This is a genomic window from Saccharothrix xinjiangensis (genome assembly GCF_039527585.1).
GTDB lineage: Bacteria > Actinomycetota > Actinomycetes > Mycobacteriales > Pseudonocardiaceae > Actinosynnema > Actinosynnema xinjiangensis.
On the sequence record NZ_BAAAKE010000002.1, the window covers coordinates 274,977 to 291,088 of the forward strand.

General features: G+C 73.9%; 14 protein-coding genes. 2 read left to right on the plus strand and 12 right to left on the minus strand.

Features of this window, described 5'->3' with window-relative positions; genetic code table 11:
- Window positions 1-77: 77 nt before the first annotated feature.
- From pgeF to murG, 6 genes are all read right to left on the minus strand, one after another.
- A complete protein-coding gene (pgeF, locus tag ABD223_RS06565; protein WP_344034998.1) occupies window positions 78-782 on the minus strand; it encodes a peptidoglycan editing factor PgeF in 705 nt (234 codons plus the stop codon).
- A gap of 232 nt (window positions 783-1,014) precedes the next feature.
- Window positions 1,015-2,349: a cell division protein FtsZ gene (gene ftsZ, locus ABD223_RS06570; RefSeq protein WP_344034999.1), complete on the minus strand. Its 1,335-nt coding sequence runs from the start codon at window positions 2,347-2,349 to the stop codon at window positions 1,015-1,017.
- A gap of 208 nt (window positions 2,350-2,557) precedes the next feature.
- Window positions 2,558-3,055 (minus strand): DinB family protein, encoded by a 498-nt coding sequence (locus tag ABD223_RS06575; RefSeq protein WP_344035000.1) that lies wholly within the window; start codon window positions 3,053-3,055, stop codon window positions 2,558-2,560.
- 94 nt (window positions 3,056-3,149) lie between these two features.
- Window positions 3,150-3,872, minus strand: coding sequence for a cell division protein FtsQ/DivIB (locus ABD223_RS06580; RefSeq protein WP_344035001.1), 723 nt, complete (start codon window positions 3,870-3,872; stop codon window positions 3,150-3,152).
- Window positions 3,869-5,266 (minus strand): UDP-N-acetylmuramate--L-alanine ligase, encoded by a 1,398-nt coding sequence (murC, locus tag ABD223_RS06585; RefSeq protein WP_380645726.1) that lies wholly within the window; start codon window positions 5,264-5,266, stop codon window positions 3,869-3,871. The genes ABD223_RS06580 and murC overlap by 4 nt, the downstream gene beginning before the upstream one ends.
- A gap of 94 nt (window positions 5,267-5,360) precedes the next feature.
- A complete protein-coding gene (gene murG, locus ABD223_RS06590) occupies window positions 5,361-6,479 on the minus strand; it encodes an undecaprenyldiphospho-muramoylpentapeptide beta-N-acetylglucosaminyltransferase (protein WP_380645728.1) in 1,119 nt (372 codons plus the stop codon).
- Window positions 6,480-6,758: 279 nt separating this feature from the next.
- Here murG and ABD223_RS06595 point away from each other — a divergent pair, with 279 nt between their 5' ends.
- On the plus strand, window positions 6,759-7,349 hold the full coding sequence (locus ABD223_RS06595; protein WP_344035005.1) for an RNA polymerase sigma factor: 591 nt from the start codon (window positions 6,759-6,761) through the stop codon (window positions 7,347-7,349).
- Complete coding sequence (locus ABD223_RS06600; RefSeq protein WP_344035006.1) at window positions 7,346-7,882, plus strand: hypothetical protein; 537 nt, start codon at window positions 7,346-7,348, stop codon at window positions 7,880-7,882. Before ABD223_RS06595 ends, ABD223_RS06600 begins: the two co-directional genes overlap by 4 nt.
- 170 nt (window positions 7,883-8,052) lie before the next feature.
- Here ABD223_RS06600 and ABD223_RS06605 read toward each other — a convergent pair whose 3' ends face one another.
- The 6 genes from ABD223_RS06605 to ABD223_RS06630 form a co-directional block, all read right to left on the minus strand.
- Window positions 8,053-8,661: a hypothetical protein gene (locus tag ABD223_RS06605; RefSeq protein ID WP_344035007.1), complete on the minus strand. Its 609-nt coding sequence runs from the start codon at window positions 8,659-8,661 to the stop codon at window positions 8,053-8,055.
- A gap of 346 nt (window positions 8,662-9,007) precedes the next feature.
- Window positions 9,008-10,453, minus strand: a complete 1,446-nt coding sequence (gene ftsW / locus ABD223_RS06610; RefSeq protein ID WP_344035008.1) for a putative lipid II flippase FtsW — start codon at window positions 10,451-10,453, stop codon at window positions 9,008-9,010.
- Between the two features lie 80 nt (window positions 10,454-10,533).
- Window positions 10,534-11,904, minus strand: a complete 1,371-nt coding sequence (murD, locus tag ABD223_RS06615) for a UDP-N-acetylmuramoyl-L-alanine--D-glutamate ligase (RefSeq protein WP_344035009.1) — start codon at window positions 11,902-11,904, stop codon at window positions 10,534-10,536.
- Window positions 11,905-11,907: 3 nt separating this feature from the next.
- Window positions 11,908-12,996 (minus strand): phospho-N-acetylmuramoyl-pentapeptide-transferase, encoded by a 1,089-nt coding sequence (gene mraY / locus ABD223_RS06620; protein ID WP_344035010.1) that lies wholly within the window; start codon window positions 12,994-12,996, stop codon window positions 11,908-11,910.
- Window positions 12,993-14,453 carry a UDP-N-acetylmuramoyl-tripeptide--D-alanyl-D-alanine ligase gene (locus ABD223_RS06625; protein ID WP_344035011.1) on the minus strand — a complete coding sequence of 487 codons (1,461 nt, stop codon included), beginning with the start codon at window positions 14,451-14,453 and terminating at the stop codon, window positions 12,993-12,995. The genes mraY and ABD223_RS06625 overlap by 4 nt, the downstream gene beginning before the upstream one ends.
- A complete protein-coding gene (locus ABD223_RS06630) occupies window positions 14,450-15,979 on the minus strand; it encodes a UDP-N-acetylmuramoyl-L-alanyl-D-glutamate--2,6-diaminopimelate ligase (protein WP_344035012.1) in 1,530 nt (509 codons plus the stop codon). The genes ABD223_RS06625 and ABD223_RS06630 overlap by 4 nt, the downstream gene beginning before the upstream one ends.
- Window positions 15,980-16,112: the final 133 nt, after the last annotated feature.

The following is a 16,112-nucleotide window of genomic DNA, read 5'->3' on the forward strand; positions in this document are numbered from 1 at the left end:
CCCGCCTTCCACGCCCTCTCCTTCCGCAACCTCCACGGCCTCCCCCTCCGCGGCCTCCACTGCCTCCACGCCCTCGCTCACGCCTCCACCCAGATGACCCCGGCGAGCCGCCCGGTACCCGGCTCCCGCCGGTGGCTGAACAGCGACCTCTCCTCCACCGTGCAGCGCGGGTCGACTCCGATCCTGCCGACCCCCGCGTCGGCCAGCTGCTGCCACAACCCGGCCCGCAGGTCCAGCGCCGGCTTGCCGCCACGGGTCTTGCTCGCGCTGCCCGGCAGGTGCTTCTCCACGTCCGCCCGCATGGCGGCGGGCACCTCGTAGCACTGCCCGCACACCGCGGGCCCCAGCAGCACCTCGACCCGCCCCGGCTCCGCGCCCAGCTCGACCATCCGCGCCAGCGCCGCGGGCACCACGCCGACCCGGGCGCCGACCCGCCCGGCGTGCACCGCCGCGACGACCCCGGCCTCGGGGTCGCCCATCAGCACCGGCACGCAGTCGGCGGTCAGCACGGCCAGCCCCAACCCCGGCTCCCGGGTGACCACGGCGTCGGTCGCCTCCAACGGCTCGTCCACGGGCCCGTCGACGACGCCGACCGTCCTCCCGTGCACCTGCTCCATCCACACCAGCCGCCCGGCGCCCAACCCGACGCCCTCGGCCAACCTCTCCCGGTTGGCGGCCACCGCGGCCGGGTCGTCCCCCACCCGGTCACCCAGGTTGAACGACTCATACGGCGGCTTCGACACGCCACCCTCACGCGTGGTCACAACACGACGGATCCGCACCCCACCAGCTTCCCAGACCCGCGTGTCCTCCACTCCGGCACCGCGTGTCCTCCACTCGGACACCGCGAACCCACCGCTCAAACCACCACACGCAGGGTCCGCGAATCCGGACCGGACGACACGCAGTGCCGGACTGGACGACATGCGATGCCTGAGTGGAGGACACGCGATGCCTGAGTGGAGGACACGCGAAGGGCCCCCGAGCGGTGCTCGGGGGCCCGGGGGCGCGGGGTCAGCGGCGCATGAAGGGCGGGACGTCGACCTCGTCGTCCGGGTCGTCGGTGACCGGCACGGCCCGGTTGGGCAGGCTGCCGCTGGTCGGCAGGCCCGGCGACAGGGAGCGCGGCACGGCCGGCGGCGTCGGCGGCGCGTAGGGCGCCCCGTTGCCCTGCGGCTGCTGCGGCACGGTCGGCCGCTGCGGCACGACCTGGGTCGGCTCCACGGACGACACCGGCTGCACGGGCGTCACCGGCTGCACCGCGGGCACGGTGGGCTGCGCCGCCACCGGCGGCGGCTGCTGCACCTGCGGCGCGGACAGCTCACCCGCCGTCGCCGAGACGACCGGGTTGCCGCGCTGCGAGCCGGCCAGCGCCTGCGGTTCCAGCTTCTTGTGCGTCGGCCCGCCGCTGTCGAAGCCGGCCGCGATCACCGTCACCCGCACCTCGTCGCCGAGCGAGTCGTCGATGACCGTGCCGAAGATGATGTTCGCGTCCGGGTGGGCGGCCTCCTGCACCAGCGACGCGGACTCGTTGATCTCGAACAGGCCCAGGTCGCTGCCGCCCGCGATCGACAGCAGCACGCCGTGGGCGCCCTCCATGGACGCCTCCAGCAGCGGCGAGTTGATGGCCTTCTGGGCGGCCGTCACCGCCCGGCCCTCGCCGCGCGCCGAGCCGATGCCCATCAACGCGCTGCCCGCCCCGGACATGACCGACTTCACGTCGGCGAAGTCCAGGTTGATCAGGCCCGGCGTGGTGATGAGGTCGGTGATGCCCTGGACACCGGACAGCAGCACCTCGTCCGCCGACCGGAACGCGTCCATCAGCGACACGCCGATGTCGCCGAGCTGGAGCAGCCGGTCGTTCGGGATCACGATGAGCGTGTCGCACTCGTTGCGCAGGGCCTGGATGCCCTCCTCGGCCTGCTTGGCGCGCCGCTTGCCCTCGAACGAGAACGGCCGCGTCACCACGCCGATCGTCAGCGCGCCGAGCTTGCGGGCGATCGAGGCCACCACGGGCGCGCCGCCGGTGCCCGTGCCACCGCCCTCGCCGGCGGTGACGAACACCATGTCGGCCCCCTTGAGGACCTCCTCGATCTCCTCCCGGTGGTCCTCGGCCGCCTTGTGGCCGACCTCCGGGTTGGCTCCGGCGCCGAGGCCGCGGGTCAGTTCGCGGCCGATGTCGAGCTTCACGTCGGCGTCGGACATCAGCAGAGCCTGCGCGTCGGTGTTCACCGCGATGAACTCGACGCCCTTGAGCCCGACCTCGATCATCCGGTTCACGGCGTTCACGCCGCCACCGCCGATGCCGACGACCTTTATCACCGCGAGGTAGTTGTGCGGGGGCGTCATCGGTCCGCCTTCCTGATCGTGTCCGTGCTCATGTGCTGGAGTGGATGACCACCGGTGTCACACCCGGACGGATCACCACCCGGATTGAAACTCTCAACCAGAGGTGGAGAGTTATGTCAACCCCGTATGTTCCTGCTGGACGTTATGCATCGGGAATGCCTCGGTCCAGCAGCCACGCCGTGTTGTGTCCTGACCGGGTGAGCGGTCACTACTCGCCCGTCGCGCCGTCGAGCAGTTCCCGCACCACGTCCAGGTGCCCCGCGTGCCGACCCGTTTCCTCGATCATGTGGATCAGCACCCAGCGCGCGGAAATCCGACCACCGCGGAACGCCACCTCGTGGTCGAGGTCGAGCCCCGCGGCGACTTCCCGGCTCGCCGCACATTCCGAAGCGTAGTCGGCCAGCAGACCGGAGATCGTCTCACCCGGCTCGACGCGCCAATCCGCGTCGGGGTCCTCTTGGGTGTAGGGCGCCTCGCTCGGCTGCCCGCACAGCACCACCCGGAACCAGTAGTTCTCCACCCACCGCAGGTGCTTGACCACCCCCGCGGCGGTGTTGAGCTGCGACGGGAGCACCGCGCGCCGCGCCTGCTCCTCCGACAGCCCGGCGCACTTGAACCCGATCGTCCCGCGCAAGTAGTCCAGGAACGCGGTCAGCAGGGTCCGCTCGTCCCCCGTGAACGGCACCTCGACGCGATCGTCCTTCATCTCCCCTGTCACGTCGGCAGTATCGCCGCCCGGTGTGGCCGGTGTGGCCGGGTCGGCCGAGTGCGCGGGTGTGGCGGGATTCACCGGGGGAACCTCACGACGCGGTCGGCAGCTGCGGGCTGGAGACGTCGAACACGGTCCCCTTCCGGGTCAGCAGCACGTCCAGCACGGCCGCCTTGCGCGGCGTGTCGTCCGCGGAGCCCCAGCGGACCTCGCGGCCGGCGCTCAGGGTCAGCCGCACCCCCGAGGGCGAGTCGGCCGAGACCACCAGGACCTCGCTCCGCAACGCCTCCGGCAGCTGCGTGACCACGGCCACTACCGCGGCCAGCGCGTCGCCGGCCGCCTTCAGCTCGGGCAACCCGGCCGGCGGCTGCGCCACGGTGGCGTAGTCCCGGCCCGTGGCGTCCACCAGGTGCGCGCCGTCGGACCCGTTGACGACGCCCACGGGGTCCCGCTCGTCCACGGTGAGCCGCACCAGGCCGGGCAGGACCCGCTCCACCCGCACGTCGGCCACCCGCGGCAGGGCGCGCACGCGCTCGGCCACCTCGCCGCCGTCCAACCGGGCCAGCGGTGCGCCGGGCCGGATCGCGGCGGCCTCGACGACCTCCGCGGTCGTCAGCTCCGCCACGCCGCGCACCTGCACCTCGCGGACGCCGAGCGCGGGTGTGAACCACACCGCGCACACGGCGGCGGTGACGACCACCAGGACCAGGACCGCGACCAGCCGCCTGCGCAGCACCGTGCGCCGGGACGGCGCGCGTGACGGGCGCCGCCGCGGCGCGGGCCGCGGGCGGCGACGCGCCGTCTTCGTGCTCACCTGCGGTCCAGCTCCCCGATGATCTCCGGCCCGAGCACCGTCACGTCGCCCGCGCCCATGGTGACGACCACGTCGCCGTCCCCGACCAGTCCCGCGACCAGCGCGGGCACCCGGTCGAACGACGGCTCGTAGTGCACCTTGCCCTCGGCCAGCGGCACGCGCTCGGCGACCGTGCCGCCGGTGACGCCCGGCTGCGGGTCCTCGCGCGCGCCGTACACGTCGAGCACGACGACCTCGTCGGCCAGGCCGAGCGCGGCGCCGAACTCGTCGGCGAACAGGCGGGTCCGCGAGTACAGGTGCGGCTGGAACACCACGACCAGCTTGCCCTCGCCGGTCAGCGGGCGGGCCGCGGTGAGCTGCGCGGACACCTCGGTGGGGTGGTGGGCGTAGTCGTCGTACACCCGCACGCCCGCGGCGCGCCCCTTGTACTCGAACCGCCTGCGCACCCCGCCGAACGCGGCCAGGCCCTCCAGCACGCCGTCCCGGTCCGCGCCCAGCTCCAGCGCGGCCAGCAGCGCCGCGACGGCGTTGCCGGCCATGTGCTCGCCGGGCACCGCGACCCGCACGTCCACGACCTGGACGTCCTCGGCCGAGGCGACAGCGGCGGCACCGGCAGCGACACCGGCGACGGGCGCCAGTTCGACCCGGACCAGGCCGCCGACCTCCTCCGGCCGGTAGTCGACCAGCCGCGCCGAACCCGGGCCGCCCGCGGTGCGGCCGTAGGGCCGGACCCGGATGCCGAGCTTCGCGGCCCGCTCGGCCAGCGCCGCCGAACCCGGGTCGTCCGCGCAGGCCACCAGCACGCCGCCCGGCTCGATCCGCTCCAGGAACGAGTCGAACACGCCCACGTACGCCTCGGGCGTGCCGTGGTGGTCGAGGTGGTCGGCCTCCACGTTGGTCACCACCGCGACCGACGGCGAGAAGGACAGGAACGAGCCGTCGCTCTCGTCGGCCTCGGCGACGAACACGCCGCCCGTGCCCTGGTGCGCGTTCGAGCCCGACTCGTTCAGGTCGCCGCCGATGGCGAACGACGGGTCCAGCCGGCAGTGCTGGAGCGCGACGGTCAGCATCGACGTGGTGGACGTCTTGCCGTGCGTGCCGGCGACGCAGGCCACGCGGTGGCCCTCCATCAGCGCGGCCAGCGCCTCCGCCCGCCGCAGCACCGCCACCCCGCGCTCGCGGGCCGCGACCAGCTCCGGGTTGTCCTCCCGGATCGCGGTGGACACCACGACCGCGGTGGGCCCGCCGGGCAGCTGGTCGAGGTGCGCGCCGTCGTGGCCCACCGCCACGGCCGCGCCCTGCGCGCGCAGCGCCAGCACCGTGCGCGAGTCCTTGGCGTCCGAGCCGGACACCTGCGCGCCGCGCGCGAGCAGGATGCGGGCGATGCCGCTCATGCCCGCGCCCCCGATGCCGACCAGGTGCACCCGCTCCAACACGTCGCTCACCGAACCATCCCCCTCGCGCTCGAACGGCCGCCGACCGGGGCCGTCACTTCCGGACCACCTCCAGCACGATGCGGGCCAGCACCTCGTCGGCCTCGCGGTGACCCGTGCTCAGCGTCGCCGCGGTCATCGCGGCCAACCGGTTGCGGTCGGCGACCAGCGGCACCACGTTCGCCGCGACCCACTCCGGGGTCAGCTCCTCGTCGGGCACCAGCAGGCCGCCGCCCGCCGACACCACGGCGCCGGCGTTGAGCGCCTGCTCGCCGTTGCCGTGCGGCAGCGGCACGAACACCGCGGGCAGGCCGATCGCCGACACCTCGGCCACGGTCATCGCGCCCGACCGGCACAGCACGGCGTCCGCGGCCGCGTAGGCCAGGTCCATGCGCTCCAGGTAGGGCACCGGCACGTACGGCGGCGCGCCCGGCACCGACTGGACGGCCACGGTGTTCTTCGGACCGTGCGCGTGCAGCACGCCGATCCCGGCCCGCGCGAACGCCGGCGCCGCCGAGGCCACCGCGGTGTTGATCGACCGCGCGCCCTGGGAGCCGCCGAACACCAGCAGCGTCGGCGCGGTCGGGTGCAGGCCGAACTGGGCGCGGGCCCGCTGCCGCAGCGCCGCCCGGTCCAGCGTGGTGATCGAGTGGCGCAGCGGGATGCCGATGACCTCGGCGTCCGCCAGGCCCGAGTCGGGCACGGCGGCCGCGACCCGCTCGGCGAACTTCGCGCCGACCTTGTTCGCCAGGCCGGCCTTGGCGTTGGCCTCGTGGACCACGATCGGCACCCGGCCGCGCGCGGCGAGGTAGGCGGGCAGCGCCACGTAGCCGCCGAAGCCGACCACCACGTCCGCGCCGACGCGCTCCAGCACGTCACGGGTCTGCTTGACCGCGCCGCGCACCCGCAGCGGCAGCTTGAGCAGGTCCGGTGACGGCTTGCGCGGCATCGGCACCGGCGGGATCAGCTCCAGCTGGTAGCCGCGGGCGGGCACGATCCTGCTCTCCAGGCCGCGCTCGGTGCCCAGGGCGACCACGCGCGCGTCGGGCCTCAGCCGCATGACCGCGTCGGCCAGGGCCAGGGCTGGCTCGATGTGCCCGGCGGTGCCGCCTCCGGCGACCACCACGCACGGTCCGTTGGGGACAAGCCGATCGCCGGACAGGGGAACCTCCAGGGCTGCGGGATCTCGTCGGGATCTCGTCCACTCGACGCGCCGAGCCTAGCAACGGCGGCGCGGGGCGCCCTGCGGAACCACACCTGCCCGGGTGCGCCCGGGTCGACGAGACTCAGTGCCGGCGGTCCAAGGCGCACGATCCCAGGCCGGCGGTCCAAGGCGAGCGGTCCGGGGCGAGCGGTCCAAGGCGAGCGGTCCGGGGTCGACGCGCCGAACCCGGCGGCGGTTCCACCCGGCGCCGGGTGGAACCGCACCGGGCCGAGCGGACATGAGTGGACTATGGACCCAGTCGAGCCCGTCGAAACCGACGAGGCGCTGTGGCGCCGTGCCGCCGCGGGCGACGCGGCGGGCATGGGCGCGCTGTTCCGGCGGCACGCCAACGCCGTCTACAACCACTGCTTCCGGCGCACCGGGAACTGGAGCACGGCCGAGGACCTGACCTCGGTGGTGTTCCTGGAGGCGTGGCGGCAGCGGGGCAGGCTGCGGCCGTCGGCCACCGGGTCGGTGCTGCCGTGGCTGCTGGGCATCGCGACGAACGTGGTGCGCAACCACGTGCGGGCGCTGCGGCGGTACGAGCGGGCGCTGACCCGGCTGCCCCCGGTCGTGGACGAGGCGGACCCGGCCGAGGTGGCCGCGCTCCGCGTGGACGCCGAGGTGGAGATGGCCTCGATCCTGCCCGCCTACCACCGACTGCGCCGCGAGGAGCAGGACGTGCTGGCGCTGTGCGCGTGGTCGGGCCTGAGCTACGAGGACGCCTCGATCGCCCTGGCGGTCCCCGTCGGCACCGTCCGCTCCCGGCTCAACCGGGCCCGCCGGCACCTGCGCGCGCTGCTCGACCGGCCCGCCACCTTGGAAAGGGAGTTGCGATGACCGAGCCCTTCGACCAGATCCCCATGGCGCCGCACCGGCTCGACGCCCGCGGCAGGCACCTGGTGGCCGAGGTCGCCGAGCGGACGGGCCCGGACCGCCGGGCCGTTCGCTGGGCGGTGCCCGGCGCGGTGGTGCTGTGCGCGCTGTCCGGCGGGGTCGCCGTGGCCGCCTACGTCGCGACCCAGCCGGCCGCGGTCCGCGAGCAGGTCCGCTGCTACACCGAGGCCGACCCCGGGGGTCACCGCAGCGACGCGGTGGGCGTCACCCTGGAGGGCAAGCCCGCCGACGTCGCCGACGAGGCGGTGGCCCTGTGCGCCGAGCTGTGGGGCGTGGGCGCGCTGACCGCCGGCCCGGCCTCGGCCCAGGTGGCGCCGGGGGGCCACGACCCCAAAGCCGGCCCGCCCCTCGCCCGGCGCGCGATCCCGCCGCTGGCCGCCTGCGTGGTGTCGGACGGGGTGGCCGGGGTGTTCCCGGGCGGTCCGGGCCTCTGCGGGCGGCTCGGCCTGCCGGAGCTGGGGGAACTCGACAGCTGAACGGGTTCCGCGTCCGGTGGCACGCGCGTCGCGGAATTCGACGGAAATGACCGGGAAAGGGCGGTGTAGCCGTCCGCCGAAGCCTCGACCGGGACGACCGACGGGCGCGGGTGGGTCCCCGGGGAGAATTCTCCCCGGGGACCCACCGGACGATTAAGACCAGAAGACGACTAAGACCAGAAGATGCACTCGGTGCGGTCGTTGGCGGCGCCGAGGTCGGCGGCGGAACCGGCCCAACCGTAGATCGCGGCGGTGCAGGCGGAGTCGTCGAACATCAACTGGTAGCAACCGGAGTACGCCTGGAAGGACCGGATGTTGTTGTTCCAGTTGATGCCGCCGGTGGACGTGAAGTCCGGCAGCGGGGCGACGTAGTACTCCGGCGGGTCGACCGGGAGGTCGCAGCCGACGTCGGGCCCGTTGACGGCCAACGAGTAGCTGCCGTAGTTCGCCAGGTAGTACTGGATGCCGAGCACGGCCAGCGCGCCGGGGCCGCCGCCGTTGATCCTGGCCGTCACGTCGGGGTCGGTGACGGCGGCGAGGACGTCGGCGGGCGCGTCGGTCACCCGACCGCCGGTGGCGTGGGCGATCGACTCGGTGATGGTGGCGAAGCACCTCACCGCCTTGGTGTCCACGGAGATGGTGCAGTGGTTGCCCGTGGCCGTCGCCGCGGCGGGCTTGGACCCGGTCGCGGAGGCGGTCGGGGCGGAGACCACCCAGGCCAGGCCGAGCACGAGCCCGGCGAACGCGGCCGTGATCTTCTTTCTTCGGTTCGTCTGCATGTTTTCACACTCCTGCGCATTCAGCGGAAATGGTTGGGGAGAACAGACCAAGAAGAACGATCACCGCCCTGTTCATCACGGTCAGAGCGGCGCCGGAGCACTGGTTGAATGACCCCCGACCCCAACTTCCGGCGCGACAAGTATCAGCGGTGTTTACATACCCACGAAATAGTCCGATCAGGTCGAAGAAACACCACGGAATCACTCGACCAGCACGGAACCCGCCGTGGACATGGGATGATGGGACAGGCTCGCGCACCGATTTTTGCGGTGCGCGCGGCACAGCCCGATCATTGCGGAAATGCTTTCCGACGAATGCGCGCCGGTCCGCCGCCGAAAGCCGGGTTCAGCGGCCGTCGCGGCGGCGCGACCGCACGTCCCGGTCCTGGCCGGCCTTGCGGGATTCGCGACGACGGTACTCCGACGGCGGAGCGTGACGGCCGGCCATCCGCCTCTCGTCCACCGGCGGCGGCGCGGCCTTGCGCCCGCGGGGCGGCGTGGAGGGCCGGGACGGGCGGCGGCGGGGCGGCGGCTTGTACGCCTCGGGCGCGGGCAGCTTCAGCACGCCGCCGACCCGGCCCGGTCCCAGCGAGCGCAGCGCGGCCACCGCCTCCGGCTCGTGGCGGGCGCAGCTGGCCAGGATGGCGAACACGACCATGGTGGTGACCACCGACGTGCCGCCGGAGGAGATCATCGGCAGCGTGATGCCGGTGACCGGGAGCAACTGCACCACGTAACCGATGTTGATCGCGGCCTGCGCGACCAGCCACACGGTCAGCGTCGCGGACACCATGCGGATCCACGGGTCGGTGTTGCGCGCGGCGATCCGCAGGCCGACCACGGCGAGCAGGCCGAACAGCCCCAGCACCAGCAGGCAGCCGATGAAGCCCAGCTCCTCGCCGATCACCGCGAAGATGAAATCACTGTGCACGTTGGGCAAATAGCGCCACTTCGAGCTGCCGTTGGTCAGGCCCTTGCCGAAGAACCCGCCCTCGGCCAGCGCGTACAGCGCCTGCGTCGCCTGGAGGCCCCCGCCGGTCGGGTCGTCCTCCGGGTTCAGGAACGACTGGAGGCGGTCGAGCCGGTAGGCGGCGGTGATCGCCAGCACCACCGCGCCGCTCACCGCGGCGATGACCAGCACGCCGAACAGCCGCATCGGCGCGCCGACGAACCAGAGCAGGCTCATCAGCACCACGCCGAGGGTGATCGTGCCGGTGAGGTCGGGTTGCAGCATCACCAGCGCGAACAGCAGCAACGCCACCGGCACCACGGGCACCAGCAGGTGCCGGTACTGGTTGAGCAGCGCCCGCTTGGTGACCAGCACGTGCGCGCCCCACAGCGCCAGCGCGAGCTTGGCGGGCTCGATCGGCTGGAACGAGACCGGCCCGACCTTGAACCACGACTGCGCGCCGTAGATCGACGTGCCCAGCGGGGTGAGCACCAGGCCGAGCAGGATCACGCTGACCAGCATCGCCATGGTGCTGCCGTGCCGGACCGCGCGCAGCGGCACGCGCAGCACGACCAGGAAGATCACCGCGCCCACGCCGACGTACAGCAGCTGCTTCTTGAACACGCTGTACGCCGACTCGCCCACCGCGACCGCGTCGGGCGCGGACGCCGACAGCACCATGATCAGGCCGATCGCGGTCAACATGCCGAAGATCGCGAGCAGCAGGTGGAAGTCCGCGAGCGGGCGGCCGAGCCACGCGGTCAACGACGTGCGCACCGCGACGGCGCGACCCGCCCGCCGTGGTCTGCCCGCGCGCGCGGGCCGCTGTTCCACCGCAGTCATGGACCCATGGTCTCCCGGACGGGTGCGGTGGAGCCGCTGATTCGCGGCGTGTCGCCCAAGGCGACGACGATCACCATCTGCTAGGGCCCGGTCCGGCGGGTCCCGGTCAGCTCGCGCACCGCCTCGGTGAACGCCCGACCGCGGTGGACGTAGTCGTCGAACATGTCCAGCGACGCCGCCGCCGGCGCGAGCAGCACCGCGTCACCCGGCCGGGCCAGGGAGCGGGCCGCGCGCACGACGTCCGCCATGGTCGCGTCGTCGAGCACGGCCAGCGGCACGGACGGCGCGTGGCGGCGCAGCGCCGAGGCGATGACCTCGCGGTCCGCGCCGATCAGCACCGCGCCGCGCAGCCGGTGGCCCTGGGTGCGGACCAGCTCGTCCACCGAAGCGCCCTTGAGCAGCCCGCCGGCGATCCACACCACGCTGTCGTGGGCGCGCAGCGACGCCTCGGCGGCGTGCGGGTTGGTGGCCTTGGAGTCGTTGACGTAGACGACCCCGCCCACCTCGGCGACCGGCTCCGCGCGGTGGGCGGCGGGCCGGAAGGCGCGCAGGCCGGCGGCCACCGCCTCGACGGGCACGCCGTGGGCCCGCGCGAGCGCCGCGGCGGCCAGCGCGTCGGCGATCCCGGGCGGACCGGCGGGCCGGACCTCGTCGACGCCGAGCAGCGCGGCGCCGTGGCCGAACGCCCGGTCCACGAGCTGCCCGTCGCGCACGCCCAGCTGGCCCTCCGCGGGCTCGCCGAGGGTGAACCCCACGCGGGTCGCCGCGGGCGCGCCGGCCAGCAGCTCCGCCACCACCGGGTCGTCCGCGTTGCCGACCGCGACCTCGCCGGTGAGCACGCCGGCCTTGGCCCGCGCGTACTCCTCGAACCCGCCGTGCCAGTCCAGGTGGTCCTCGGCGAGGTTGAGCAGCACCCCGGCGAACGGCCGCACGGACGGCGACCAGTGCAGCTGGAAGCTCGACAGCTCGACCGCCAGCACCCGGTGGCCCGCCAGCAGGGCGTCCACCACGGGCAGGCCGACGTTGCCGCACGCCACCGCGTCGATGCCGGCCGCGCGGAGCACCGACTCCAGCATCCCGACCGTGGTGGTCTTGCCGTTGGTGCCGGTCACCGCGAGCCACGCGGGCGGGTCGGCCAGCTCCAGGCCCATCCGCCAGGCCAGCTCGACCTCGCCGATCACCTCGACCCCGGCCTCGGCCGCCGCCGCGAACAGCGGGGCGCCGGGCCGCCAGCCGGGGCTGGTCACCACCAGGTCGACGCCCGCGGGCGGCGCGGTCAGGCCGGGCGCCAGGGCGACGCCGGGGGTCAGCTGCTCCAGCGCGGCGAGGCGGTCTGCGGACGCGTCGGTCACGGTGACCGACGCCCCCGCCGCCAGCAGCGCCTCCACCACGGACCGGCCGGTGACGCCGGCCCCGGCGACCAGGACGTCGCGCCCAGCCAGGGAACCCACGCGTCAGCTCCCGACCGCGGTGAGCCACTCGCTGTAGAACAGGCCGAGGCCGAGCATGCAGCACATGGCCGCGAGCAGCCAGAACCTGATGATCACCGTGGTTTCCGCCCACCCGGCGAGTTCGAAGTGGTGGTGGAACGGCGCCATGCGGAACAACCGCCGCCGGGACGTGCGGAACACCGCGACCTGGAGCACCACCGACAGCGCCTCGACCACGAACAGGCCGCCGATGACGACCATCAGCAGCTCGGTGCGGGTGGCGATGGACAGGCCGGCGACCAGGCCGCCCAGGGCCAGCGAGCCGGTGTCGCCCATGAAGATCTTGGCGGGCGCGGCGTTCCACCACAGGAAGCCGATGCAGCCCGCCATTGCGGCGGCGGCCACCAGGGCGAGGTCCAGCGGGTCGCGCACGTCGTAGCAGCCGGCCACCAGCAGGTTCGAGCAGTTGTAGCGGAACTGCCAGAAGCTGATCACCACGTAGGTGCCCAGCACCATGGCCGACGTGCCGCCCGCCAGGCCGTCGAGGCCGTCGGTCAGGTTGACGGCGTTGGACCAGGCGCTGATCGCGGCGTAGCAGAACACCACGAAGCCGACGACGCCGAACGAGACCACGGCGATGTCGCGGACGAACGAGAGGTTCACCGAGGCGGGCGTGAGCCCGTCCTTGTTCGGGAACTGCATGACCAGGACGGCGAAGATGATCGTGGCGATGAACTGGCCGACGAGCTTCGCGGTCTTGTTCAGGCCCAGGTTGCGCTGCTTGCGGATCTTGATGAAGTCGTCGAGGAAGCCGACGACGCCCAGCGACGTGGTCAGCATCAGCACCAGCAGGCCGGACGCGCTGGGCGTCTGGTCCTGGGCGGACGCCGACATCGAGTTGACCAGGTGCGCGCCGAGGTAGCCCGCCCACATCGCGACCAGGATCGCGACGCCGCCCATGGTGGGCGTGCCGCGCTTGGTCTTGTGGCTCTGCGGGCCCTCCTCGCGGATCTCCTGGCCGAAGCCCTGCCGCGAGAAGATCTTGATCAGGTACGGCGTCAGCATGATCGACGTGATCAGGGCGATGGCCGCCGCGATCAGGATGCTCTTCACTTGCTGACCGCCTCCAGGAGGGCCTCGGCAACCCGCCACAGGCCGTATGAGTTGGATGCCTTCACCAGCACGACGTCACCCGGTCGCACCTCGTCGCGCAGCAGCTCCACCGCTGCCGCCACGTCCGGCACCAAAGTCGCTTCTTCTCCCCATGATCCTTCCAGGTGCGCACCCTGGTGCATCGCTCGGGCGTCCTCGCCGACGACCACCAGCTTGTTGATGTCCAGGCGGACCGCGAGCCTGCCGATCTCGTCGTGCGCGCGGACGTGGTCGCCGCCCAGCTCCGCCATCGGGCCCAGCACCGCCCAGCTGCGGCGCGCCGGGGTGGTGGCGCGGGAGATGGTGGCCAGCGACTTCAGCGCCGCGCGCACGGACTCCGGGTTCGCGTTGTAGGCGTCGTTGACGACCGTCACGCCGTCGGGGCGCTCGGAGACCGCCATGCGGTGCGCGGACCGCCGCTCGGCCGTGCCCAGCGCTTCGGCGACCTGGTGCGGGGTCGCGCCGAGCTCCAGCGCGATCGCGGCGGCGGTGAGGGCGTTGCCGACCTGGTGCGGGCCGTGCAGCGCGAGCCGGACGGGCGCCTCGCCCCGGGGCGTGACCAGCGTGAAGGAGGCGCGGGCCTGCTCGTCGAGGGTGACGTCGACGGCGCGGACCGACGCCTGGCCGCCCTCTCCGACCAGGACGACCCTGGCCGCGGTGCGCGGCGCCATGCCGGCCACCAGCGGGTCGTCGGCGTTCAGCACGGCCACGCCGTCCTCGGGCAGGGCCTCGACCAGCTCGCCCTTGGCCTGCGCGATGCCCTCGCGGGAGCCGAACTCGCCGACGTGGGCGCTGCCGACGTTGAGCACCGCGCCGATGCGGGGCGGCGCCACCCGGCACAGCGAGGCGATGTGGCCCCGGCCGCGCGCGCTCAGCTCCAGCACCAGGAACCGGGTGTCCTCGGTGGCGCGCAGGGCGGTCCACGGGTGCCCCAGCTCGTTGTTGAACGACCCGGGCGGCGCGATGGTCTCGCCCAGCGGGGCCAGCACCTGCGCGATGAGGTCCTTGGTGGAGGTCTTGCCGGACGAGCCGGTCACGCCGACCACGGTCAGGTCCGGCAGCCGGTCCACGACGTGGCGGGCGAGCTTGGCCAGCGCGGCGAGCACCGCCGCGCCACCGCCGTCGACGTCGCCGGACAGCACGTAGGCGTTGCCGCCCGCGCCGGTGACCGGCGGCGCGATGACGGCGGGCGCGTCCACCGGGCGGGCCGCGAGCACGCCGGCCGCACCGTTCGCGACGGCCTGCGCGGCGAAGTCGTGCCCGTCGACGCGCTCGCCGGGCAGGGCCAGGAACAGGCCGCCGGCGGTCAGCTCCCGGGTGTCGAACTCGACGGAGCCGGTCACCACCTCGTCGCCGGTGGCGTTGTGCAGGGCGCCGCCGACGACCTCGGCGATCTCGGCGAGGCTGAGCTGGATCACTTGGTGGTCTCCCGGATCGCGGTGGTCAGCGCTTCGACGTCGGAGAAGGGGTGGACCACGCCGGCGACCTCCTGGCCGGTCTCGTGGCCCTTGCCCGCGATCACGACGACGTCGCCGGCGTGCGCGAGGGACACGGCGTGCTCGATGGCGCGGCCCCGGTCGCCGATCTCGACGACCTCGCCGCGCTCGTCGTCCGGCACGGCCAGCGCGCCGCGCAGCATGGCCGCCCGGATCTCCGCCGGGTCCTCGTCGCGCGGGTTGTCGTCGGTCACGACGAGCACGTCGCTGCGCCGGGCCGCCTCCTCGCCCATCAGGGGCCGCTTGGCGGCGTCGCGGTCGCCGCCGCACCCGAGCACGGTGATGACGCGGCCGGTGGCGCGGGCGCGCACGGCCTGGAGGGCGAGCGCGACGGCGGCGGGCTTGTGGGAGTAGTCGACCACGGCGGTGAAGTCCTGGCCCTGGTCCACGCGCTGCATCCGGCCCGGCACCTGGACCTCCCGCAGGCCCTGGCGGATCGCGTCGAGGGGGACACCCTCGGCGTGCAGGCAGGCGATGGCCAGCAGGGCGTTGGCGACGTTGAAGTCGCCGGGCAGCAGCAGCTCGACGTCGAGGGTCGCGCCGCCGGGGCCGTGCGCGGTGAACGACTGCTCGCCGGTGGCGGTGACGGCGACGCCCGAGGCGGTCCAGTCGGCGTCGCGCGTCGTGGCCGCGGTGACGGTGCCCGCCTTGACCAGCCGGGGCGCCCACTCCCCGTCCACGCAGACCACCTCGACCCGGGCCCGGCCGTCGAACAGCCTGGCCTTGGTCTGGAAGTAGTCCTCCATGTCGGGGTGGAAGTCCAGGTGGTCCTGGGAGAGGTTGGTGAACGCGCCGACCGCGAACCCGACGCCGCCGACGCGGCCGAGGCCGAGCGCGTGGCTGGAGACCTCCATGGCCACGTCGGTGGTGCCGCGCTCGTGCATGACGGCCAGCAGGGCCTGGAGGTCCGGGGCCTCGGGCGTGGTGAGCGCGCTGTCGAGCCGGTCCGCGCCGATGCGGGTCTCGACCGTGCCGATGAGGCCGGTGGCGCGCCCGGCGGCCCGCAGCGCCGACTCGATCATGTAGGTCGTGGTGGTCTTGCCGGACGTGCCGGTGACGCCCCAGACGTCGAGCCGGTCGGAGGGGTTGCCGTAGACGCGGGAGGCGAGCGCGCCGAGCACGGCGCGCGGGTCGGGGTGCACCAGCACCGGCAGCCCGCGCACCCTCCCCGCGCCGGCCGCGTCGGTCAGCACCGCGACCGCGCCGCTCGCCGCGGCTCGGTCGGCGAAGTCGGCGCCGTGCGCCCGGGTGCCGGGCAGGGCGGCGAACAGGTCGCCCGCGCGCACGTGCTGGGCGCGCAGCGTCACGCCGGCGACCTGGACGTGGGCCTGGTCCGGTGCGGTCAGGTGGGCGTCGACGGCGGCGGCGAGCTCCGCCACGGCAACGGGCTGGGTGCGGGAAGGGCGAGGCGGGGCGGTCGCGACCTTGCCCTGGAGCTTGGCAGGCACGCGCGGAAGGCTACCGGCGCACGCAGAGTGGTCGTCCGGCACGTCCACTCCAGACCCGCCCCCCTGGAATTCCGCGTGTCCTCCAGTCCGGCATCGCGTGTCCTCCAGTCAGACACCGCATGTCACGCAGTGG